Below are 21693 nucleotides of genomic sequence, written 5' to 3'. Positions count from 1 at the left end.
AGCGTAGTTGAATGCTTGAGCATTCCGCCAGTACCCTCGCCCCATGACGAGTGACGTGTCCCCCGTGGCGCGGACGGCGGCCACACCTGTCGCGGTTCCGCCCGCCGCGACGCGCTGGCTGGACCCCGACGAGCAGCGCGCCTGGCGCGCCTGGTTGTACAGCTGGATGCTGCTCGACGACCGGCTCGACCGCGAACTGACCCGCGAGACGGGCATCTCGCACGCCTACTACGAGATCCTCGTCCAGCTCTCCGAGACCGAGGGCCGGCAGCTGCGGATGAGCGAGCTCGCCGAGCGGTGCCTGTCCTCGCGCAGTCGACTGTCCCACGCCGTCTCCCGGCTCGAGGAACGCGGGTGGGTGCGCCGGCAGGTCTGCCCCGACGACGGCCGTGGACAGCTCGCCGTCCTCACCGACGAGGGGTTCGCCGCACTCGAGGGGGCGGCTCCGGTGCACGTGGAGAGCGTGCGCAGCCACCTGTTCGACCAGCTCAGCCCGGAACAGGTCGCCGCGATGCGCGACATCGGCGACACCCTGCTGCGCCACCTGCACGACGAGGCGTGAACTCCCGCACCGAGTGACGGCCCAGCGGGCTTCCCCGACCCGGGAAGCCCGCTGAGCTGTCACTCACCGGCTGTGGACGACGCCAGCGGCGATCTGCCCTGCTGCGCCAGGGTGCGGCGGTGCCCCGTCCGACCCGCCGTCCCGATCCACTCCGCGGCCGCGTCTTCCGCGGCACGACCGCCGTCCGCAGCGGCCTGCTGAGCCCGGACGACCTCCGCAGTCGCGCCTGGGTGCGACTGTTCCCCGACGTCTACGCCGATGCCGCCCTCGACGTCACCCACACCGTGCGCGCGCAGGCGGTGGGACGACTGCTGCTCCCGCACGGCGTCGTCTCCGGGGTCAGCGCCGCGGTGCTCTGGGGGCTGGCCGACCTCGCCGGCCCGGCGGACGACGTGGAGGTGACCGTCGCCCCGGGTGCGCCCCGCGGTGCCGCTCCCGGCGTGGTGGTGCACCGCCGCGCCGTACCCGGAGAACGGGTGCGCCCCGTCGGCGGTGTCCGTGCGACGTCCCCGGAGACGACGGCGCTGGAGCTCGCCGGGCGGCTCCCGCTCGACGACGGCGTCGTCCTGCTGGACCGGTTCGTCGCGGCGCGGACCACCATTCTGGCGCCCCTGCAGCTGACGGCCGCCGAGCTCACCGGCCGTGGGTGCCGCCGAGCCCGGACGGCCTGCGCACTCGCCGACGGGCTGGCCGCCTCAGCCCCGGAGACCCGGCTCCGGCTGCTGCTCTCCCGGTCGTCGCTGCCGCCACCGGTGGCCCAGCACGTGGTCCGCCGCGGCCGGGTGTTCCTGGCCCGGGTCGACTTCGCCTGGCCGGAGCGCCGCATCGCACTCGAGTACGAGGGCGCATGGCACACCACCCGCGTCGCCGCGGACCGTCGGCGGATCGAGTCCCTCCAGGCTGCGGGCTGGCGGGTGCTGTTCGTCACCGCCGCCGACCTGCACTCCCCCGCCGTCCTGCTGGCGAGGATCGCCGCCGCACTCACCGCGTGACAGCCCAGCGGGCTTCCCGGGTCGGGGAAGCCCGCTGAGCTGCCACTCGCCGTTCCTCAGGCGGCTGCCGCCTCAGGCGGCCGGGGCCAGCTCTGCGCCTTCCTCCAGGAAGAGGTCGCGGGTGAGGACGCCGGTGTCCGGGTTGTCGGTGAAGATCCCGTCCACGCCGGCCGCCCAGAAGGCCAGCTGCTCCTCGAGCGCCCGGCCGTAGGCCGCGGGGTCGACGCCCTCGTCGAGCTCGGCCGGCAGGAACTCGTTCTCGTTGCGGAACGTGTACGGGTGCACCAGCAGGTCGACGGCGTGGGCGTCCGCGACGAAGGAGGTCGGCTCCCCCAGCGTGCCGTCCTCCTCGACCGGGATCACCTGGGACTTCTCCGGGCCCACCCCGTCGGCGTACCGGGAGATCACGGCCAGGCCGACCGCGGTGGACAGGTCGGCGTAGGTGTACGGCTGACCTGCGGCGACCAGGTCGGCCGGGGCGCCACTGGCCGACAGCAGCTGCACCAGCGGGACCTTCACCCCGGCCGCGTCCAGCTCACGCAGGTTCGTCGTCTCGAACGACTGCAGGAACACCGGGGAGTTGCGGCGGTCGAGGCGCGCCTCGCGCAGGTCGGCGAGCAGCGGCTCCTCCAGCGAGAGCCCGATCCCGTCGAAGTAGGTGGGGTGCTTGGTCTCGATGTAGGCCCCGATCTCCCGGTCCAGCTCACGGCTGAGGTCCTCGCGCAGCTCCAGGAACTCGTCCAGGGTCGGCACCGCGAACAGGCCGTCGTAGAGGGTGTTCTCCTCCCGGAGCTCCGGCAGCCGCTCGACCGCGCGCAGGGTCTGCAGCTCCGCCAGCGTGAAGTCCTCGGTGAACCAGCCGGTCAGCTCCACCCCGTCGACCGTCTTGGTCGTCTGCCGGTCGGCGAACTCCGGGCGGTCGGCGACGTCGGTGGTGCCGGAGATCTCGTTCTCGTGCCGGCAGACCAGCACGGCGTCGGCGGTGCTGACCACGTCGCACTCGATGTAGTCCGCGCCCATCCGGGCGGCCAGCTCGTAGGAGGCGAGCGTGTGCTCCGGCCGGTACCCGGAGGCTCCCCGGTGGCCGATGACCAGCAGCTCCTCGGCGGGGTCGGCGCCGTGGTGCGCGCCGCCCGGTGGGGTGGCCGAGGACGCCGGGGCGACCACCAGGGACAGCAGGACGGCGAGCAGGGCGGTCAGCACAGCGGCGGACAGCCGGGACGTACGGCTCATCGGGACCCCCACGGGCTCGGACGGCGACCATCGCCGGCGGCCCGCCACCCAGCACAGTGGGACCTCAGCCGCCGCACAGGCAATGCCCGGCGAACACCCGGTGAAGTCGGCCGGCGTGGTCGGCGAGTCGCCCGGCGGGTCGCGTCAGCGGGTCACCGCCACGCCGGAGAGCTCACTCCCCGCGCCAGACCGGGGGGCGCTTCTCGGCGAAGGCCCGGGCGCCCTCCAGCGCGTCGGCCGAGCCGAACACCCGGTCCGCCAGCTCCCGCTGGGCGTCCAGCGCGGCCCGGTCGGTCCAGCCGACCGACCCGGCGATCAGCTGCTTGCTGGCCCGCACCCCGAGCGGGCCGTTGACCACGATCCGGGCGGCGAGCTCATGCGCACCGGCCAGCGCACCGCCGGGCTCGGTGAGGGTGTTGACCAGGCCGAACCGGTGCGCCTCCTCGGCGGGCAGCGGGTCGCCGGTGAGCGCCATCTCCATCGCCCGCTGGTAGGGCAGCGCCTTGGCCAGCCGCAGCACCCCGCCACCGGCGGCGAACAGCCCGCGCTTGACCTCCGGGATGCCGAACCGGGAGTCCCGGGCGGCCACCACCAGGTCGGCGGAGAGCGCCAGCTCGCAGCCGCCCGCCAGCGCCCAGCCCTCGACCGCGGCGATCAGCGGCTTGGCCGGCGGCGCCTCGGTCAGCCCGGCGAACCCGCGGCCCTCGATCCGCGGCCGCTCGCCCCGCGCGAAGGCCTTGAGGTCCATGCCTGCGCAGAACGTGCCGCCCGCCCCGGTGAGCACCAGGACGGCGACGTCGTCGCGGGCCTCGAACTCGTCGATCGCGGCCGCCAGGGCCTCGGTCGTCGCCAGGTCGACGGCGTTCTTCGCCGCCGGCCGGTTCAGGATGAGCACCCCGACCCCGTCGGTCACCTCGGTGAGCACCGGTGCGGTCATGGCCTGTCCTCTCGTGGGGGTCGGGGGCCCGGACTCAGCCGTGCCACACCTCGGCGACCCGCGCGGCGACGCTCGCCGCCTGGGTGCGCCCGGCGCGGGCCGACGGTGCACGGGCGGCGGGGTCGAGCACGTTCTTGCCGATCGCGGCCCGGCTGGCCTCGTCCGGGGAGACGACGGCGACCCGGCTGACCAGGCCGGTGACCTGGGCGTCGACGCTGGCCATCGGGCCGGCGCCGCGGGGCAGCGGGGCGATCACCACGATCCGCTCGTACTCGGCGGCCAGGTCGGCGTTGGCCGCTGACCGCATGCCGCCGTCCATGTAGCGCCGGTCGCCGATGGTCACCGGCGGGTAGACCCCGGGGACGGCGCAGCTGGCGCCCACCGCGGTCACCAGGTCGACCCCGGAGTCGCGGGTGAACGGGGTGAACTCGCCGCTCTCGGTGTCGATGGCGGTGACCACCAGTGGCCGGTCGGGCCACTGTGCGCCGGCCAGCCGCCGCTCGATCGCGGCCCGGCGCTCCTCCTCCGACGGCGTCCGGCCGGTGTCGGCGGCGGTGCGCGCCAGCCGGCCGATCCGGCGGCGGAAGGCGACGTCGTCGCGGCGGGCCAGCAGCATGGCCAGCCCGTACCGGGCCAGCGTGCCGCGGCCCATCCGCGACGCGGTCTCCTGCGGGCCGACCGGCTCCAGCTGCCGCTCGTGCAGCGACTCGACGTCGGCCCCGGTGGTCACCAGGGCACCGACCACCGAGCCGGCCGAGGTGCCGACGACGAGGTCGGCCGACGTCAGGTCGACGCCGGCGTCGGCGAGCCCGGCGAGGACCCCGATCTCCCAGGCGATGCCGGTGACGCCGCCGCCGCCGAGGACCAGGGCCGTGCGCTGCGAGCTCATCAGGTCATCCTGACGCACGCCACCGGTCTCGACGCAGCGAGTGACGTACGCCACTCTGGCGCTCGGCAACGACGCCGACCGTGAGGACGACGGATGACCACGACGCAGGCCCCCGGCAGCACCCCGGCACCGACCGAGCCGTCTGCCGGGCGTTCCCCCTGGCCGCCCGGGCTGCCCCGCTCGCTGAGCTACCCGCTCGTCCCGGTCGGCTCGGTGCTGCGGGCCGCGGTGCGCCGGTGGGGCGACCGGACGGCGTTCGTCCACCACGACGTCGAGCTGTCGTTCACCGAGCTGGGCCGCCGGGCGCACGCGGTGGCCGCCGGGCTCGCGGCTCGCGGCATCGGCCGGGGTGACGTGGTCGCCGTGCACCTGCCCAACTGCCTGCAGTACCCGGCCGTCTACTACGGCGTGCTGCTGACCGGGGCGACCTTCTCCCCCACCAACCCGCTGCTGCCCCCGGCCGGGCTGGCGCACCAGCTGGCCGACGCCGGCGCCCGGGCACTGGTCACCTGGGAGCCGGTGCTGCCCGTCGTCCGGCTGGCGCTGCCCGAGACCGGGGTGCAGACCGTGGTGGTCACCGGCCCGCAGCAGATCGGCGACCCGACCGCCGCCGTCGACCTCGCCGACCTGCCGGGCGCGGTCTCCCTCGGGGACCTGCTGGCCGCCGACCCGACCGACGCGCACCGCGACGCCGACCTCGACCCGGTCACCGACCTGGCGCACCTCGCCTACACCGGCGGCACCACCGGGGTCAGCAAGGGCGTGGAGCTGCCGCACCGGGCCGTGGTCACCAACGTGCTGCAGTCGGCCTGCTTCACCACCGGCTCGATGCCGGCGCTGGACGCCGAGGGAGACGTCACGCTCGACCAGTTCGGCGACCCGGCCGAGCACCCCACCCGGCTGGGCACCGCCACCCTGATCAACCTGACGCCCTGGTTCCACGCGATGGGGGTGATCGGGTACCTCAACGGGCAGGTGCTCAGCGGCGCCACCGTCGTGGTCCACGACCGGTTCGACCCGGCGCTCTACGTGGCCGACGCCGTCCGGTACCGGGTGACCAGCATCGGCGGCGCGCCGCCGGTCTTCGTCGCGCTGCTGCAGGTCCCGGGCATCGCCGAGGCCGACCTGTCCGGCGTCCGCGGCTTCTCCAGCGGCGCGGCCCCGCTGCCGGTGCCGCTGATCGACCGGATGGCGGCCCTGGTGCCCGGGGTGGTGATCGCCGAGGGCTACGGGCTGACCGAGGTCACGATGATGGCGACCGGCAACCCGCCGCACACCTCGGGGATCCGCAAGCCCGGCACGGTCGGCGTCCCGCTGCCGGACACCGAGGTCAGCATCCGTCCGCTGGGCGGCGGTGACCCGCTGCCGGCCGGCGAGCGCGGCGAGGTCTGCCTCCGCGGCCCGCAGCTGATGCGCGGCTACGCCGGGCGGCCCGACGCGACGGCCGAGTCGATCGACCCGGACGGCTGGTTCCACACCGGCGACGTCGGGGTGCTGGACGCCGACGGCTACCTGTCGATCGTCGACCGGACCAAGGACATGCTGCTCTACAAGGGCTACAACGTCTTCCCGCGCGAGCTGGAGGAGATCCTGTTCGGCACGCCCGGGGTGGCGGCCGCCGCGGTGGTCGGCCGGCCGGACCCGGAGGCCGGCGAGCTGCCGGTCGCCTACGTGGTGCGCCGGGCCGACGACGCCGGTGCGGCGCTGACCGCCACGGGCGTGATGGCGGTGGTCAACGAGCAGGTGACGCCGTACAAGCGGCTGCGCGACGTCGTCTTCGTCGACGCCCTGCCGGTGTCGCCGGCCGGCAAGGTGCTCAAGCGCGAGTTGAGCGCGCGTGAGCGTGCCGCGGGGCCCCGTGCCGCGGGGCCGCGTGCGCCGGCAGGTGCCGGGGACGGTCGAACGGCCACCACCAGTTGACGTCGCCGAGCACGGCGACCAGTGCGGGCGTGAGCACCCCGCGGACCACGGTGGCGTCGAGCAGGATGCCCAGCGCCAGCGTCGTCGCGAAGATCTTCACGTCGACGACCGGCACCGTGGAGAGCGCCACGAAGGCGAGGAACAGGATCAGCGCCGCCGAGGTGACCAGCCGGCCGGTGTACGCGACGCCGTGCACGGTCGCCTCGTCGGTGCTCATCCCGGCGTCCCGGCCCTCCCGGATCCGGGACAGGATGAAGACCTCGTAGTCCATCGACAGCCCGAACAGGAACGAGAACGCGGCCACCGGCACCCAGAAGGTGAGCGTGCCGGTGGCGGAGGCGCCGAAGAGGGTGTCGGTGAGGTTCCCCTCCTGCCAGATCCACACGGTCATCCCGTAGGCGGCCGCGATCGACACCACGTTCAGCAGCAGCGCCTTGACCGGCAGCCAGATGGAGCGCAGCGCCGGGGCGAGCAGCGCGAAGGTGATGACGACGACCAGCGGCAGCACCCACCAGGCGTTGCCGTAGATCGCCTCGACCGAGTCGGCGTCGCCGGCCGCGGTGCCGCCGACCCGGGTCCCGGGGAGCTCGTCGGCGGCCGCCCGGACGGCGGTCAGCGCCTCCCGGCCGGCCATGGACGACGGGTCGTCGGCGAGGACGACGTCCACCAGCCCCGTCCCGCCGGCCTGCCAGGCCTCCCCCTCGGGCGCGAGCACCCCGGCCACGCCCTCGACCTCCGACAGCCGCTCGACGGCCGCAGTGCGGTCCCCGGTGAGGACCTCCACGGGGCGGACCAGCCCGGCCGGGAGGCCGTCGCCGGTGAGCTCCTGGAAGGCGGTCGCCGCCGGGGAGGACCCGGTGGCGATCGCCGAGACCTGCGGGGAGCCCAGCCGGATGCCCAGCACCGGGGAGGCGAGCAGCAGCAGCAGCGCGGTCGCCAGCACCGCGGAGACCCAGCGGTGCCGCACCACCGTCGTCCCGATCCGGCGCCAGGTACGGCTCTCCGAGCCGCGCGCCTCCCGGCGCGGCCACTCCAGCCGGCGCCCGGCCGAGGCGAGCACGACCGGCAGCAGGGTGAGCGCGACGAGCACGCTGACCAGCGGGATGAACAGCCCACCGAAGCCGACCGTGCGCAGGAAGGGCAGCGGCAGCACCACCAGGGTCAGCAGCGAGATCGCCACGGTGACCCCGCTGAAGACGACCGCGCGGCCGGCGGTGGTCATCGCGGTGCGCACCGCGGTCAGGTCGTCGGCGCCGGCCGCACGCTCCTCCCGCCAGCGCATGACCACCAGCAGCGAGTAGTCGATCGCCACGCCCAGCCCGATCAGCCCGACCAGGTACTGCACGATGAAGCTGACGTCGGTGACCGTGGTCAGCGCGAGCACCAGCAGGAAGGTCGTGGTGATCGCCACCGCGGCGACCAGCAGCGGCACCAGCGCCAGCAGCGAGCCGAACACCAGCACCAGGACGACGATCGCCCCGCCGGCGCCGAAGGCGATCTCCACGATGATCGGCCGCTCCTCACCGCCCCCCTCGGCCAGCAGCGGGGTGCCGGTGACGACCGGTTCGACCCCGGCCACGGTGACCCCCTGTAGCGCCCCCTCCAGCTGGGGCAGCGCGGCCGCGTAGGGCGCCGGACCCTCGACCGCCGGGGGCCAGACCAGCACGACCGCGGTGCCCTCGGCGGCGAGCACCTCGGCCGCCGTGCCCTCGTCGAGCGGGCTGGCCACCCGCCAGCCGGGCTGCCGCAGCCGGTCGACGACGGCGGCCAGCTCCTCGCGGTTCTCGGCGATGCTGCTGCCCTCGGGCAGCGCCACGGTGACCGCCAGCGGGTCGACGCCCCCGCCGGTGCCGAACTGCTCGACGATGGCCTGGTTCGCCTCGTACGCGGGCTGCCCGGGCGTGGAGAAGTCGAACCCCAGCCGGTCGATCGTGGTCGGCGCCAGCACCCCGCCCACGACGGCGAGCGCCAGCCAGGTGAGCACCACGATCCGGCGGTGCCCGAGCACCCAGTCGGCCAGTCGACCCATCTCGTCCCCCTCGACCGTAAGCATCAGGAGACTGATGCTCTGTCGACAACCTACGGTGTCCTCCGTGGCGGATCCAGTGCACGGCGACGGCCCGGGCGCCGGGCTGCCCCCCTGGCTCGCCGAGGACCCCGCCGGCATCCCCGCCTACGCCCTGGCCCGGGCCGGTGCCGCGGTCAACGCGCTCTTCGCCCGGCAGCTGGCCACCGTCGGGCTGCGACCGCACACCTTCGTGGTGCTGGTCCACCTGGCGCGCGCCCGCACGCTCACCTCCGCGGAGCTGGCCCGCCGGCTGCAGCTGACGCCGCAGAGCATGAGCGCCCTGCTGCACGGGCTGGTCGACGCCGGCTGGGTCGAGCGGCCCGGGCCGGTCCGCCGCGGCCAGCGGGCCGAGGTGCACCTCACCGAGGCCGGCCACCAGGCGCTGCTGGCCGCCGGTCCGGTGCTGGCCGACCTGGGCCGGCCCGCCGTCCTGGGGCTGACCGAGGCGGAGGCAGCGACGCTGCACGGCCTGCTGGACCGGGTGCTCGCCGCCGTGCAGGCACCGCCCGGGGCGGACCGGCTCGGCGGGCCGCAGCCCAACCCCGGACCGGCCGACACCCCGTCCTGACCGCCCCGCCGGGCCGCAGTCCCCAGCCACGGCGGCTATCGTCCCGCCGGTGACGTGCGAGCAGCCGGCCCGGTGAACGGGCAGAGGGAGCGGGGCACCGTGATCGAGGACCGCACCGGCGTCCACCTGCCGCACACCGAGGAGTCCCCGGCCCGGCAGGTCTGGCGCCGGGTGATCATCGCCGCCACCGTGCTGATCGCCACGGTGCTGATCGTCTACCTGCACCGGGACAGCTACGCGGACAACCAGGGCGGCGAGATCAGCCTGCTGGACGCCACCTACTACGCGACCGTCAGCCTCTCCACCACCGGCTACGGCGACATCGTCCCGGTCACCCCCGGGGCACGGCTGGTCAACATCATCGTGATCACGCCGCTGCGCGTCATGTTCCTGATCGTTCTCATCGGGACGACCCTGGAGGCGCTCACCGCGCGCTCCCGGGAGGAGTTCCGGATCCGACGCTGGAGGTCTCGCGTGCGCCAGCACGTCATCGTGTGCGGTTACGGCACCAAGGGCCGCAGCGCCATCCGCGCCCTGCTCAGCACGGGCACCGACGCCGACCACATCCTGGTCGTCGACCCCGATCCCCGGGCCATCGACGAGGCCACCGCCGCCGGGTTCACCGGTGTGCTCGGTGACGCCGGCCGGATGGAGGTGCTGCGCCGCACGTCGGTCGAGAAGGCCCGGGCGGTCGTCGTGGCGGCCGACCGCGACGACGCCGCCGTGCTGATCACCCTGACCGTGCGGCAGCTCAACCCGACGGTGCCGATCACCGCCAGCGTCCGCGAGGAGGAGAACGCCAGCCTGCTGCGCCAGTCCGGCGCCGACTCGGTGATCACCTCCTCGGCCACCTCCGGGCGGCTGCTCGGCCTGTCCACCGACCAGCCCGGCGTGGTCGCGGTCGTCGAGGACCTGCTGACCAGCGGACGGGGGCTGGACCTCGCACAGCGCACGGTCAGCCAGTCCGAGGTCGGCCTGGGGCCGCGCCAGCTGCGGGACGTCGTCCTGTCCGTGGCCCGCGGCGGCCGCACGCTGCGCTTCGACGACCCGCTGATCGGCACCCTGCAGAGCGAGGACGTCCTCGTGGTCGTCAAGGCCCACCGGGCCTCGGCCGAGAAGGGCTGAGCAGGACCGGGAAGGGCTGGGCGGGACCGACCGCCTCAGCCGACGTCGCGGATGGCCGCGCGGACGGCGACGTCCACCGCCGGCATGTCCGGCTCGGCCTTGCCGTGGGTGTGCAGGGCGTGCAGCCGGCCGTGGGCGATCAGCTCGCCGGACGTCGGGGCGCGGAAGCTGGCTCCGCAGCCGGGGACGACGTCGGCGCAGTCGAACTCCTTCATCGAGGGACTCCTGAGGTGAGCAGTGGCTCGGCGGGCGCCGGGCCGGGGACGGGGCGGGTGGGCGCGACGTCGGCGCCGCCGTACAGCTCGGCCAGCCGCAGGGTCATCCGCTCCGCCCGGACCAGCCCGAGCAGCCGGCCCAGCTCGTCGACGCAGAGCACCGGGTCGAAGCGACGGGCCGCGACCCGGGTCATCGCCCGGGTGGCCACGTCGACCAGCTGCGCGGCCGGCCGCACCCGCAGGCTGACCGGCATGAGCTGGACGTCGGTGCCCGGCTCGTCGTCCCGGGAGCCGGGACGGATGAGGTGGACCGGGCAGCCCAGGTCGTCGACGGCGACCACGAGGTCGAGACCGGGGTCGGCGGCCAGCAGGTCAGCAGCTGCGGTCAGCGCCGCCGGGTCACCGGCCGGATCACCGGAGCGGACCGTGGGCACGACCTCCACCAGCGCGGCCACCTGGTCGACGGCGGCGCTGCCGGCGGCCATCGCCTGCAGACGTTCGGACACCCCGGGGCGCAGCTCGGGCCAGCCGGGCCCCGGTTCGGCCAGCAGGTACCCCTGGGCCAGCGGCACCCCGAGCCGGACGAACGCCTCCAGCTCCTCGGGCCGCTCGATCCCCTCCACCAGCAGCCAGGCGTCCAGGCGACCGGCGTACGTGCCCAGCAGCTCGGCGAGGGCCAGCTTGGCCTCGTCCCGGTCGGCATGGTCGACCAGGGCACGGTCGAGCTTGACGAAGTCCGGCCGCAGCAGCGCGAGCTGCTGCAGCCCCGAGTAGCCCGAACCGGCGTCGTCCAGGGCGATCGCGGCACCGACCGCCCGCAGCCGGTCCAGCAGCCGCAGGAGCGGGCCGGTGTCCTCCACCGGGACGTGCTCGGTGAGCTCGAGCACCAGGCCGGAGAGGTCGTCCTCGGCCAGCAGCAGATCGGCGAGCTCGGGCTCGGTGAGCAGGTGCGGGCTGATGTTCACGCTGAGGAAGCGGTGCGGGGGGAGGTCGGCGCGGACGCGGAGGGCGGCTGCGACGACCCGGGCCTCCAGCCGGGGGCCGAACCCGAGCACGTCGGCCATGGCGAACCACCGGTCCGGTCCGCACCCGGCCGGCCCGTCGAACCGGGAGAGCGCCTCGTAGCCGGCGACCACGCCGCGACGCAGGTCGACGATCGGCTGGAAGACCAGCCGCGGCTGGGCGGGGTCGGCGAGCACGGCGTCCAGAGCGGCGGCCCAGCCACCGACCGGGGTCGGCGCTGCGCGGCCGTCGCCGATCGCGCCTGCTCGACCGGCTCCGGCCACCACGTCTGCCACCTCGTCCGTACCTCCTGCTGTTCCCCGACCGCTGCGCCCGTCCCTGGACGCGCGGCCGTGCCGTCCACCTTGTCCGATCGTGATCGGCACGGGGAGGTGATCGCTGGAGCGGGTCACCCCGGAGGGGCACGAAGACAGCTGCTGGCGTGGCGGTCAACGACTGCAGCGTGACGTTCGCGTGAAATGTCCGCGAGGGACCGGCGTCCCCGAGCGTTCCGGGTGAGGATGGCCGGGCACCGGCGAGAGGAGCGGACCAGCAGATGACCGTGTCCCAACCGAGCGCAGTGGAGATCGGGCTGATGTCCGGCCGCGCCGGCTACGTCCTGCGGGCGAACGACCGCGGCGCCTTCACCGTCGCCTCCCCCACCCTCTACCCGCACATGTGGAGCTGGGACGCCGGCTTCGTGGCGCTGGGCATCGCGACGGTCTCGGTCCCCCGGGCGCTCAACGAGCTGCGCAGCCTGCTGTCGGGGCAGTGGGCGACCGGGATGATCCCGCACATCCTGTTCCACGAGCCCAGCGACTACTTCCCCGGCCCGGAGCGCTGGCGCACCCAGGTGGCCGCCGCCCGCCCGGCCGGGGTGCTGACGTCGGGCATCTGCCAGCCGCCGATCCACGTCATCGCGCTGTCCCGGATCCTGCACGACGCCCGCCGGAAGGGCGGCGCCGACCAGGAGCTGGCCGAGGAGTTCGTGCGGGAGACCTTCGACCAGTGGCTGGCCTGGCACTCCTACCTGGCGACCGCCCGCGACCCGTACTCCTACGGGCTGGTGGAGATCCACCACGGCTGGGAGTCCGGGATGGACGACTCCCCGCGCTGGGACTCCCCGTACGCCAACGTGCACCCGCAGCCGGACATGCCGCCGTTCGTCCGAGCCGACCTGGCCCACGTCGCGGACCCGTCGCAGCGGCCGACCGACGCCGAGTACGCCCGCTACCTGTGGCTGCTGGAGCAGAAGGTCCGCACCCGCTACGACGACACCGCCTACCGGGCGACCGGTGACTTCGTCGTGGGCGACGTGCTGGTGTCGGCGCTGCTGGCCGCCGCCAGCGACCTGCTCGCCGACATGGGCGAGGAGCTGGGGATCGGCGGAGGCACGGCCGGGGGCGTCGAGCAGTCCCGGGCGATCGCCCGCCGGTTCCGCACCGGCGTGCTGCGCTCGGTCGACCCGCGGACCGGGCTGGCCCGCGACCTGGACCTGCGCACCGGCCAGTGGCTGGACGTGGAGAGCGCCGCCGGGTTCGCCCCGCTGGTGTGCGGCGGCGACGAGGCGCTCACCCGCCGGCAGCGCGACCTGCTGCTCGGGCCGCGCTGGTGCGGGCACTCCCGGCTGCGCTGGCCGGTCATGCCCTCGGTCTCCCCGGCCTCACCGGCGTTCCGGGAGCAGACCTACTGGCGCGGGCCGCAGTGGCCGGTGCTCAACTGGCTGATGGCCTGGGCGCTGAACCGCTCCGGCGAGCCGGAGGCGGCCAACCAGCTGCGGCTGGCCGGGCTGTCCCAGCTGATCGACTGCGACTTCGCCGAGTACTACCAGCCGGTGACCGGCGAGACGCTCGGCAGCCGCGACCAGTCGTGGACGGCGGCGATCGCGCTGGACTTCCTCGCCGCCCGTCGTCCGGCCCAGCGGCGTCCGGTCCGCTGGCTCACCAGCGAGCTGCCCCGGATCACCCCCGCCCAGCGGGACGCGCACCGGGACGCCCCGCGGGACACCCACCAGCCCTCGCCGGTCCCGCACACCGGGCACGTCGCCGGCCGCCGCCCGCCGCACGGCCGCGGCCCGGCCACCACCCCGCAGCCCCAGCAGCGGCCGTCCTGACCGAGCCGGGCCGGGCGGGCTCCGATGAGCCGGCCCGGCCCGGTCTCACGGCCGAGGGTCGGGGCTCTTGGTCAGCGCGGGGTCGGTCAGCGCCACCGGGGCGAGCACCTCGTCGATCCGCTTCCTGACGTCGTCGTCGAGCCGGACCCCGGAGGCCTTGACGTTGTCGGTCACCTGCTCCGGCCGGCTGGCCCCGATGATCGCCGCTGCGACGTTCTCCTCCTGCAGCACCCAGGCCACCGCCAGCGCGGCCATCGTCAGCCCCAGGTCGTCGGCGATCGGCTTGAGCTCCTGCACCCGCTCCAGGACGTCGTCCTTCATCCAGCGGGCGATCATGTTCGCCCCGCCGCCCTTCTCGTCAGTCGCCCGCGAGCCGGCCGGCACGGGCTGGCCCGGCAGGTACTTGCCGGTGAGCACGCCCTGGGCGATCGGGGAGAAGACGATCTGGCTGATGCCCAGCTCGCGGGAGGCCGGGATGACCTCCGCCTCGGGCACCCGGTGGAGCGCCGAGTACTGCGGCTGGTTGGAGACCAGCGGGATGTTGAGCTCGTCGGCGAGGGCCTTCCCCGCCCGGATCTCCTCGGCCCGCCACTCCGAGACGCCGATGTAGAGGGCCTTGCCGCTGCGCACGACGTCGGCGAAGGCCAGCATCGTCTCCTCCAGCGGCGTCTCGTAGTCGTAGCGGTGCGCCTGGTAGAGGTCCAGGTAGTCGGTGCCGAGGCGGCGCAGTGACGCGTCGATCGACTCGAGCACGTGCTTGCGGGACAGTCCGCGGTCGTTCCGACCGGGCCCCGTCGGCCAGTAGACCTTGCTGAACAGCTCGATGCCGCTGCGCCGCTCACCGGCCAGGGCCGCGCCCAGCACCTCCTCGGCCCGGCCACCGGCGTAGACGTCGGCGGTGTCGAAGGTGGTGATGCCGGCGTCAAGGGCGGCCCGGACGCAGGCGTTCGCCGCCTCGGCCTCCACCTGCCCGCCGTGGGTGATCCAGTTGCCGTAGGTGATCTCGCTGATCTTCAGGCCGCTGCGGCCCAGGTGTCGGAACTCCATGTGTCGTTCCTACCCGCTGGCCCAGGTCACGGCTCGGCATCGAGTCGGTGACCGACGGGAATGGGACGCGGGGAACAGGGGCAGTCCCCTCCCGGACCATGCCCACGACCTGAAGGAGTTCCCTGTGAAGCGGACGATGCTCTTCTCCGCCACCGCCGCCGCCGCCCTCGGCCTCACCGCCTGCGGGGGCGAGAGCACGGCCGGCGTCGGGGGCTCCTTCGAAGGGCTGGGCAACGGGGAGGTGACCGAGGAACCCGAGGTGCTGGTCGACCTGACCGGCGAGCTGGTCGATCCCGAGGGCAGCGTGCTGGGCACCGCCACCTTCACCAGCACCGACCTCGGGACGGAGATCGAGGTGGAGGCGAGCGGACTGGCCCCGGGCGACCACGACATGCTCCTGGTCAGCGAGGGCGGCTGCACCGAGGACGCGATCGACGGCGCCCCGGTGGCCGACCTGCCGGCCCTGCCGGTCACCGAGCTGGAGGTCGGCCGGCTGGACACCCTGGCCGGGGAGTTCGACCTGGACCTGCTGGCCGACGAGGACGGCACATCGCTCATCGTGCTGCCGCTGGACGACGAGGTCCTGGCCGAGGGCGCCGCCTGGTCGGCCTGCGCCTCGATCGAGGGCTGAGGCTGCACCCACGCCTGGGTGCAGCCTGCGCCACCTCGGGTGACCCCTGGGCGGGATCGATCGGCGGGGCCTGCCCGGACAGGCTCGGGAGGTCCGCACGACCGACCTGCTCCGAGGAGTCCCCGTGTCCGCAGCCACCGACCCGAACCGCTCCCCCGTCCCCCGCCGCACCTGGGCCACGCTGCTGGTCGCCGCCGCCACGGTGACAGCCGCCGGCGCCACCGGCCTGCTGAGCCCGGACGACGCTGCGGCTGATGCCGCCCGGCCGGTGCACGCCCTGCAGGGTGAGCTGGACGCGCTCGTCGTCGACGACGGGTTCCCCGGCGCGCTCGCTGCCGTCCGTGGCCCGGGTGGCCGGGTGCACCACCTCACCGCCGGGGTCGGCGACCTGACCACCGGCGAGCCGGTGCCGGTCGACGGCGAGGTGCGGATCGCCAGCAACACCAAGACCTTCGTCGCCACCGTCGTCCTGCAGCTGGTCGAGGAAGGCCTGGTCGACCTGGAGGCCCCGATCGAGACGTACCTGCCCGGGCTCGTGCGTGGACCGGGCGGCGACGGCAACGCCATCACCGTGCGCCAGCTGCTGCAGCACACCAGCGGGCTCCCCGACTACGACGACGTCGTGGTGGCCGACTACCTCGCGGTGCAGCACCGCTACGTCGAGCCCCATCAGCTGCTCGACATCGCGCTGGCCCGGCCGGCCTCCTTCGCCCCCGACGCCGGCTGGGAGTACAGCAACACCAACTACGTGCTGGCCGGGCTGCTCGTCCAGGAGGTCACCGGCCGGCCGATCGGCGCGGAGATCACCACCCGGATCATCGAGCCGCTCGATCTGGACGACACTTACTGGCCGCACGAGGGCGAGCAGGAGCTCCGCGGGGACCACCCGCACGGGTACTACGCCGCCGAGCCGGGGGCCGAGTACGCCGACGTGACCGTGCAGGACCCGGCCTTCGGCTGGGCCGCCGGCCAGTTGGTCGCCAGCCCCGGCGACCTGCTGGACTTCTTCACCGCCCTGGTCGACGGCGAGCTGCTCGGCCCGGCGATGCACACCGAGATGCAGTCGACGGTGCCGGCGCCGGGCTCGGCCGCCAGCGGCGACGAGGCCTACGGCCTGGGGCTGCAGACGTTCACGCTCAGCTGCGGCGGCACCGCCTGGACCCACGGCGGCGACATCCCCGGCTACGAGACCCGGGGTGCGGTCACCGAGGACGGGCGCGGCGTCATGCTCGCGGTCACCGCGCTGCCCACCGAGCTGGAGCAGATCGTGCACGTCGAGGACGTCGTCGACGCCGCCCTCTGCGAGTGAGCGACGACGTCCTCGACGTCGGCACGCCCCAGGCCTCAACCCTCAGCATCGCTGGGAGACGTCGAGTTCGAGCATCTCCCGGGCTCCTTGCTGGAACTCGAACGGGACCGGACGCAGGACCGCAGCGATGCCGGCTGCGCTCACCTCGGACACGAGGTGCTCGACCAGCCCGGTGAGCCGTCCACCGGCCTGGTCGACCAGCGGGAAGACCCGAACCCTGCCGCGGCTGACCCGGACCATCTCCTGCAGCGCCGCTCGGTGCCAGTCGTGGTCCAAGCGGTCGGCATAGGTGAACAGCAGGTGGGAGGAGAGCACGAGGTCGAACGAGCCGTCGGGGAAGGGCAGGTGGGGCAGCGACGCAGGGACGTACCGCTCCGGGTGAGCGAGCAGGTCGGCGGCGAAGACCCCGGCGGACTCCCGGCGGCGGCGGGCGTGCGCGGCCGGGTCACCGTAGAAGCCCCACGCGTACCGCTCGGCGGTGGCCCGGGTCCAGGCGGCACCGCGGGCGAGCTCGGCGTCCAACTGGGCGATCAGCGCTGCCGGCCGTGCGCCGTACACCCGGTCGACAGCGACCGCGTCGACGCCACGGGCACAGGCGGTGGCCGTGAAGCTCGCCCCGCCGCCGGGGCAGTCGAGCACCCGGCCGGTCAGGTCGCCGTCGGTGAGGTCGAACATCGCCTGGTACTCGTCGGCATCGCGCGCGCTGACGAGGAACTCCCCGATGCTGCGGGCCTCGGGTTGCCGGCCGCTCACCGGGTGCCGGCCAACTGCTTGACCAGGTGCACGAGCTGGATGCCCGGCCGCAGCTCCTCGCGGGCGCTCTCCACGTACCCGCACCGGGCGTACAGCCGGAGGTTCCCCGTACTGCGCGCACCGGTGAACAGGGTCGCCCGGGGCAGTCGCGTGGCGGCCTCCGCAGCGGCCAGCAGCCGGCTGCCGATGCCCTGACCCTGCAGGTCGGGCGCGACCACCAGCCGGCCGATGTGCAGGACGCCGTCGTCCTCGCACACCCGGACGGCGCCCACCAGTCGAGAGCCCAGCCAGGCCCCGAGGCAGCCGGCGGCCGTGAGCTCGGTGAGCAGCTCGGGGAGGGTCTGCACGAGCGCGGGCAGCCGGACGTCGCCGTACAGCTGGGCCTCGGTGACGTAGGCGGCCCGCTGCAGCGTGAGCAGTTCACCGGACTCAGCGACGTCCAGGGGCCGGAGAGTGGGGAGCGAGGGCACGGGCGGTCCTTCCTCGGAGGAGGCGGACCGCGTGCGACGACGAGCCCACCGGAACAGGTGGACTCGGACGTGGACCACCTAGCGGGTGGGCCACCACGTCGTCGTCATGCCGAGCAGCATGCCGTTCCACCCCCACCGACACAACGGGGCACCCTCCCGTGGCGGTCGCCGCAGAACGACCGGCCAACGCCGTACGCACTGCCCGACGAACAGCGGATCTAGAGCAGGGGGACCACCGGTGCCTGGAGGACCACCCCACCCGCGGAGGTCAGCGTCTGCCGGTAGACCCCATGCGTGCGCAAGCCGTACTGCTCGAGCTGCGCATCGAGCGTGATCCACGCGTCACCGATGCTCCGGGGTGCGGCTTCGTAGCGGACCGTCACTCCGCGCTCGGACGAGGGAACGGCGACGAGCGAGAGCTCGGGGCCGATCTCCTGGTCGTTGGCGGACACGCCGGCCGTCACGCGGATCGACTGCTCATCCGCCATCCCGTCGTAGGTGAGGACGACGTCAGCATCGTCCCGGTCGACAGCAGTCAGACGGGAGCGCAACGCGCGGATCAACTCCTCCACGGCGACCCCGATCTCGGACTCGTCGCCCACCGACGACTGCAGCGACGCCACGTGCAGGCCCGGAAGGGGACCCAGTTCGAGAGAGCTCATGATGACGCGACGTCCTTCCCGTAGGGAGTCGATGCGGAGGCGCACTTCCTGCAGACGCGTCGATGCTTCGGAGACCTGCGCTGCCAGGTCGACCTCACGCGCGTGGAGCAGCGCCATGAGCCGAGCCTCGGAGAGATCAGCGCTGAGGAGATCGGCGATGGCGTCCAGACCGAAGCCGACAGCACGAAGTGCCGCAATGGCACGGACCCGACCCGTCTGACTCGGGCTGTACTTCCGGTAGGCGGTCCTGTCGTCCACCTCGGCTGGCGCCACGAGGCCGACCTCCTCCCAGTGACGCAGCATGCGTCGGGAGACCCCTGCGCGGTACGCCAGTTTCCCGATGCTCAACATGTCGCCACCCACGTCACCCACTCACACAGTGTCAAGGTCAAGGGGTGGCCGGAGGCGTGACGAGGCTGCGGTCGGCTCTGTCAGCAGATCGCTGATCAACTCGAGGGTCAGCTCGGGGAAGCGCTCAGCCACCGACTCCGACATCAACCGCTCCCCCTCGGGTTCATCGAACGCGCAACGCTCCCGCGTGGCCGCATCGGGCCAGCAGGCATAGGCGACCCACGTGCCATCGGCGGCGCGGTGCAAGCGGGACCCGTGACTGCCGCAACCGGTACGGATCGCGCGGGTCACCCGCTCCCAGCCGTCACGGAACTGCTCCTCGCTCCCCGGTCGCAGCCGCCACCGGTAGACCACGGCGAACATCTGTCCTCCTCGCCCAGCGACGCGCTCTGCGTCACCCAGGAGGACCCTCACATCTCAAGGGGACTTGAGATCAACCCCTCAGCCCGTGAGGCTGCCGATGTGCTGCTGACCATCGGAGAGCTGTCCCACCGGGCCGGACTGTCCCCGGCGACCCTCCGCTACTACGAGGAGATCGACCTCATCAGCAGCACCCGCTCGGCAGGCCGCCACCGCCGCTACCCGCGCTGGACGTTGCGCCGGCTGGCCGTCGTGGCCGCCGGGCAGCGCGTCGGACTGTCCCTGGCCCAGATCCGCCAGTCACTCGCCGAGCTGCCCACCGACCGAGCACCGACCCGCGCCGAGTGGTCGGCGCTGTCGGCGTCGTGGCGCTCCCACGTCAACGCGCGCATCGCGGAGCTGACAGCCCTCCGCGACGACCTCGACGGATGTGTCGGCTGTGGCTGCCTCTCCCTCGACCGGTGCCCGCTGTACAACCCGGGCGACGAGGCAGCCACAGAGGGCCCGGGCGCCCGGCTGATCCGGCGAGCGCAGGTGGACCCTTGAGACATCGCGGAGCGCGGCGGCGGGCGTCGTCCAGGCGGTGCGGCCCGAGAGGTCCTGCCCGGTCGACAGCTCGGTGACCCCACGGGCTGCGCCATCGTGCGCAGCCGGGCCCCAACCCTCAGCGCAGCGGCACCAGACCCGACTCGTAGGCAGCGATCACGGCCTGCGTGCGGTCCCGGGCGCCGAGCTTGCGCAGCAGGCTGCTGACGTGGGTCTTGACGGTCTGCAGGCCGAGGAACAGCTCGGTGGCGATCTCACCGTTGCTCAGCCCGTGCGCCATCAGCCGCAGCACCTCCGCCTCCCGGTCGGTCAACGCCACCCGCGCCGCACCTCGGGCCGTGCCCCCGCCCGCGTGCCGCGCAGCGAGGGACCGGATCGCGGCCGGGAACAGCAGGCTCTCGCCCCGGGCGACTATCCGCACGGCGTCCACGATCTCGGCCGGCCGCGCCCGTTTCGGGAGGAACCCGTCGGCCCCGGCGTGCAGGGCCGCGACCACGTTCTCGTCGTCGGCGAAGGTGGTCAGCACCAGCACCCGCGGGGCGGTGGGGTGGTGGCGCCGCAGCGTCCGGGTCGCCTCGATCCCGTCCACCAGCGGCATCCGGATGTCCAGGACGACGACGTCCGGGCGCAACCGCACCACCGCCGGCACGACCACGGCCCCGTCCGCGACCTCGCCGACCACCTCGATGTCCGGCTGCGCGTCGAGGATGGTGCGCAAGCCGCTGCGCACCAGCTCCTCGTCGTCGACCAGCAGCACCCGGACGGTCATCCGGGCACCGGCAGCCGGACGGCGACCCGCCAGCCGTCGTCCACCCGGCCGGCCTCCACCGTGCCGCCGAGCGCGGCGGCCCGGTGGCGCAGGCCGGGCACTCCACTGCCGGTGCCGGCTGCGGCGGGGAGCGCCACCGGGGTGGGGTTGCGGACGTCGACGACCAGTCCCCCGCCGTCCACCTCGACCCGCAGCCGCACCGGCACCGGGCCGGCGTGCCGCAGGGCGTTCGTGAGCGCCTCCTGCACGATCCGGTAGCCCTCCTCGGAGAGCTGCCCCGGCAGGTCGGCCAGCTGGCCGGCGACGTGCAGGTCGACCTGCGCCCCGGCGGCCTCGGCGGAGTGCACCAGCCGGTCGAGGTCGGCCAGCGTGGGCGCCGCCACGGGCGGGCGGGAGGTGTCGCGCAGCAGGCCGAGGACCCGATCCAGGTCGGTGGTGGCCTGCCGGGCGGAGTCCTCGATGGCGCGCAACGCGCCGTCGACGAACGCCGGGTCCCGGCCGGCGACCTCTCGCGCGGCACCGGCCTGGAGCAGCGTGACCGTCAGCGCGTGCCCGATCGAGTCGTGCAGCTCGGCGGCCAGCCGGGTGCGCTCCTGCAGCCGCTCGGTGCGGGCCCGTTGCGCGGCCAGCCGCTCGGCCGCCGAGGGGTGCAGCAGGTGCCGGGCCGCTGCCGCGAGCAGCCCGCCCAACGCGGCGAGTGCGTACACCAGCGCGACCACCAGCAGCAGGGCGAGCAGCAGGCGGGCCCAGCCCGGGGCACCCCCCGCCGCCCCCGACGCGAGGCCCAGCACGGTGGCCACGGTGACCGCCGTCAGCTGCCCGGCCAGCACGCCGAGCTCGACCCGCACGACGAGCCAGGCCAGCAGCCGCGCCCGGTCCGACCAGCTCCGCGAGGAGTCGACCGTGACGTCGTCGTCGCCGGGCAGCACCAGGGCGCGCACCTGGACGCCCTCGCTGCGCCGCACCACCGGGACGCCGGCAAGCAACACCAGCAGCGGCAACGGGGCCAACGAGAGCCCGGCGAGCGTGCCCGGCGAGGTGTCCTCCAGCCCCGGCCAGACCATCGCGCAGGCGACCGCGAACCACAGTCCGACCACCAGGTGCAGGACGCGCGTCCACGTCGTCCTGCTGGTCGCCGGCCGCAGGACGCTGTGCACGCGGCCATGATCCC

General features: G+C 74.3%; 22 protein-coding genes. 9 read left to right on the top strand and 13 right to left on the bottom strand.

The genetic code is table 11. From position 1 onward, the window contains the following. The first annotated feature begins 43 nt into the window (after window positions 1–43). On the top strand, window positions 44–562 hold the full coding sequence (locus O2W18_RS04770; RefSeq protein ID WP_269186409.1) for a MarR family winged helix-turn-helix transcriptional regulator: 519 nt from the start codon (window positions 44–46) through the stop codon (window positions 560–562). Between the two features lie 119 nt (window positions 563–681). Further along, window positions 682–1554, top strand: coding sequence for a type IV toxin-antitoxin system AbiEi family antitoxin (locus tag O2W18_RS04765; protein WP_269186408.1), 873 nt, complete (start codon window positions 682–684; stop codon window positions 1552–1554). Window positions 1555–1626: 72 nt separating this feature from the next. Here the strand turns inward: O2W18_RS04765 and O2W18_RS04760 are convergent, their stop codons facing one another. The 3 genes from O2W18_RS04760 to O2W18_RS04750 form a co-directional block, all read right to left on the bottom strand. Further along, entirely contained in the window at window positions 1627–2787 is a 1161-nt protein-coding gene (locus O2W18_RS04760; RefSeq protein WP_269186407.1) for a glycerophosphodiester phosphodiesterase, read from the bottom strand. 172 nt (window positions 2788–2959) lie between these two features. Further along, window positions 2960–3724: a crotonase/enoyl-CoA hydratase family protein gene (locus O2W18_RS04755; protein WP_269186406.1), complete on the bottom strand. Its 765-nt coding sequence runs from the start codon at window positions 3722–3724 to the stop codon at window positions 2960–2962. Between the two features lie 34 nt (window positions 3725–3758). Continuing rightward, on the bottom strand, window positions 3759–4613 hold the full coding sequence (locus tag O2W18_RS04750) for a patatin-like phospholipase family protein (protein WP_269186405.1): 855 nt from the start codon (window positions 4611–4613) through the stop codon (window positions 3759–3761). Window positions 4614–4706: 93 nt separating this feature from the next. On the opposite strand from O2W18_RS04750, the gene O2W18_RS04745 reads away from it, so the two are divergent. Then, entirely contained in the window at window positions 4707–6533 is a 1827-nt protein-coding gene (locus tag O2W18_RS04745; RefSeq protein WP_269186404.1) for a class I adenylate-forming enzyme family protein, read from the top strand. Here O2W18_RS04745 and O2W18_RS04740 read toward each other — a convergent pair. After that, window positions 6430–8586 carry an MMPL family transporter gene (locus O2W18_RS04740; RefSeq protein WP_269186403.1) on the bottom strand — a complete coding sequence of 719 codons (2157 nt, stop codon included), beginning with the start codon at window positions 8584–8586 and terminating at the stop codon, window positions 6430–6432. The genes O2W18_RS04745 and O2W18_RS04740 overlap by 104 nt on opposite strands. 40 nt (window positions 8587–8626) lie before the next feature. On the opposite strand from O2W18_RS04740, the gene O2W18_RS04735 reads away from it, so the two are divergent. Beyond that, the gene (locus tag O2W18_RS04735; RefSeq protein WP_269186402.1) at window positions 8627–9169 is read left to right on the top strand and encodes a MarR family winged helix-turn-helix transcriptional regulator; all 543 of its coding nucleotides are present in this window, start codon (window positions 8627–8629) and stop codon (window positions 9167–9169) included. Window positions 9170–9241: 72 nt separating this feature from the next. Further along, complete coding sequence (locus tag O2W18_RS04730) at window positions 9242–10294, top strand: potassium channel family protein (RefSeq protein ID WP_269186401.1); 1053 nt, start codon at window positions 9242–9244, stop codon at window positions 10292–10294. Window positions 10295–10329: 35 nt separating this feature from the next. On the opposite strand, the gene O2W18_RS04725 is transcribed toward O2W18_RS04730, so the two are convergent. Further along, a complete protein-coding gene (locus O2W18_RS04725; protein ID WP_269186400.1) occupies window positions 10330–10509 on the bottom strand; it encodes a DUF1059 domain-containing protein in 180 nt (59 codons plus the stop codon). Beyond that, window positions 10506–11807 (bottom strand): EAL domain-containing protein, encoded by a 1302-nt coding sequence (locus O2W18_RS04720; RefSeq protein ID WP_269186399.1) that lies wholly within the window; start codon window positions 11805–11807, stop codon window positions 10506–10508. Before O2W18_RS04720 ends, O2W18_RS04725 begins: the two co-directional genes overlap by 4 nt. 260 nt (window positions 11808–12067) lie before the next feature. On the opposite strand from O2W18_RS04720, the gene ggh reads away from it, so the two are divergent. Next, window positions 12068–13624, top strand: a complete 1557-nt coding sequence (ggh, locus tag O2W18_RS04715; protein WP_269186398.1) for a glucosylglycerate hydrolase — start codon at window positions 12068–12070, stop codon at window positions 13622–13624. Between the two features lie 45 nt (window positions 13625–13669). Here ggh and O2W18_RS04710 read toward each other — a convergent pair whose 3' ends face one another. Further along, window positions 13670–14671, bottom strand: a complete 1002-nt coding sequence (locus tag O2W18_RS04710; protein ID WP_269186397.1) for an aldo/keto reductase family protein — start codon at window positions 14669–14671, stop codon at window positions 13670–13672. A gap of 124 nt (window positions 14672–14795) precedes the next feature. On the opposite strand from O2W18_RS04710, the gene O2W18_RS04705 reads away from it, so the two are divergent. After that, a complete protein-coding gene (locus tag O2W18_RS04705; protein WP_269186396.1) occupies window positions 14796–15302 on the top strand; it encodes a hypothetical protein in 507 nt (168 codons plus the stop codon). A 124-nt stretch (window positions 15303–15426) separates the two neighbouring features. Then, entirely contained in the window at window positions 15427–16611 is a 1185-nt protein-coding gene (locus tag O2W18_RS04700; RefSeq protein ID WP_269186395.1) for a serine hydrolase domain-containing protein, read from the top strand. A 42-nt stretch (window positions 16612–16653) separates the two neighbouring features. On the opposite strand, the gene O2W18_RS04695 is transcribed toward O2W18_RS04700, so the two are convergent. The 4 genes from O2W18_RS04695 to O2W18_RS04680 form a co-directional block, all read right to left on the bottom strand. Further along, window positions 16654–17364 (bottom strand): class I SAM-dependent methyltransferase, encoded by a 711-nt coding sequence (locus O2W18_RS04695; RefSeq protein WP_269186394.1) that lies wholly within the window; start codon window positions 17362–17364, stop codon window positions 16654–16656. After that, window positions 17361–17834 (bottom strand): GNAT family N-acetyltransferase, encoded by a 474-nt coding sequence (locus O2W18_RS04690; protein ID WP_269186393.1) that lies wholly within the window; start codon window positions 17832–17834, stop codon window positions 17361–17363. Before O2W18_RS04690 ends, O2W18_RS04695 begins: the two co-directional genes overlap by 4 nt. A 218-nt stretch (window positions 17835–18052) precedes the next feature. Beyond that, window positions 18053–18868 (bottom strand): MerR family transcriptional regulator, encoded by an 816-nt coding sequence (locus tag O2W18_RS04685; RefSeq protein ID WP_269186392.1) that lies wholly within the window; start codon window positions 18866–18868, stop codon window positions 18053–18055. Then, entirely contained in the window at window positions 18869–19210 is a 342-nt protein-coding gene (locus O2W18_RS04680) for an antibiotic biosynthesis monooxygenase (RefSeq protein ID WP_269186391.1), read from the bottom strand. Window positions 19211–19309: 99 nt separating this feature from the next. Between O2W18_RS04680 and soxR the strand changes: the two genes are divergently transcribed. Continuing rightward, entirely contained in the window at window positions 19310–19753 is a 444-nt protein-coding gene (gene soxR / locus O2W18_RS04675; protein ID WP_269186390.1) for a redox-sensitive transcriptional activator SoxR, read from the top strand. 118 nt (window positions 19754–19871) lie between these two features. Here the strand turns inward: soxR and O2W18_RS04670 are convergent, their stop codons facing one another. Together O2W18_RS04670 and O2W18_RS04665 are read right to left on the bottom strand one after the other, a co-directional pair. Next, window positions 19872–20522 carry a response regulator transcription factor gene (locus tag O2W18_RS04670; protein WP_269186389.1) on the bottom strand — a complete coding sequence of 217 codons (651 nt, stop codon included), beginning with the start codon at window positions 20520–20522 and terminating at the stop codon, window positions 19872–19874. Next, the gene (locus O2W18_RS04665) at window positions 20519–21679 is read right to left on the bottom strand and encodes a sensor histidine kinase (protein ID WP_269186388.1); all 1161 of its coding nucleotides are present in this window, start codon (window positions 21677–21679) and stop codon (window positions 20519–20521) included. The genes O2W18_RS04670 and O2W18_RS04665 overlap by 4 nt, the downstream gene beginning before the upstream one ends. Between the last annotated feature and the right edge of the window lie 14 nt (window positions 21680–21693).

Origin of the sequence: Modestobacter sp. VKM Ac-2983 (assembly GCF_026967885.1) — a bacterium.
Taxonomy (GTDB): Bacteria; Actinomycetota; Actinomycetes; order Mycobacteriales; family Geodermatophilaceae; genus Modestobacter.
The sequence above is the reverse complement of the archived record's forward strand: the minus strand, read 5'-3'. Positions and strand labels throughout refer to the sequence as shown.

Excerpts from the sequence above, each read along its gene's own strand:
- O2W18_RS04770 (WP_269186409.1), top strand. The coding sequence starts at position 44 with ATGACGAGTGACGTGTCCCCCGTGGCGCGGACGGCGGCCACACCTGTC.
- O2W18_RS04760 (WP_269186407.1), bottom strand. The coding sequence starts at position 2,787 with ATGAGCCGTACGTCCCGGCTGTCCGCCGCTGTGCTGACCGCCCTGCTC.
- O2W18_RS04755 (WP_269186406.1), bottom strand. The coding sequence starts at position 3,724 with ATGACCGCACCGGTGCTCACCGAGGTGACCGACGGGGTCGGGGTGCTC.
- O2W18_RS04750 (WP_269186405.1), bottom strand. The coding sequence starts at position 4,613 with ATGAGCTCGCAGCGCACGGCCCTGGTCCTCGGCGGCGGCGGCGTCACC.
- O2W18_RS04745 (WP_269186404.1), top strand. The coding sequence starts at position 4,707 with ATGACCACGACGCAGGCCCCCGGCAGCACCCCGGCACCGACCGAGCCG.
- O2W18_RS04740 (WP_269186403.1), bottom strand. The coding sequence starts at position 8,586 with ATGCTTACGGTCGAGGGGGACGAGATGGGTCGACTGGCCGACTGGGTG.
- O2W18_RS04725 (WP_269186400.1), bottom strand. The coding sequence starts at position 10,509 with ATGAAGGAGTTCGACTGCGCCGACGTCGTCCCCGGCTGCGGAGCCAGC.
- ggh (WP_269186398.1), top strand. The coding sequence starts at position 12,068 with ATGACCGTGTCCCAACCGAGCGCAGTGGAGATCGGGCTGATGTCCGGC.
- O2W18_RS04710 (WP_269186397.1), bottom strand. The coding sequence starts at position 14,671 with ATGGAGTTCCGACACCTGGGCCGCAGCGGCCTGAAGATCAGCGAGATC.
- O2W18_RS04680 (WP_269186391.1), bottom strand. The coding sequence starts at position 19,210 with ATGTTCGCCGTGGTCTACCGGTGGCGGCTGCGACCGGGGAGCGAGGAG.
- O2W18_RS04670 (WP_269186389.1), bottom strand. The coding sequence starts at position 20,522 with ATGACCGTCCGGGTGCTGCTGGTCGACGACGAGGAGCTGGTGCGCAGC.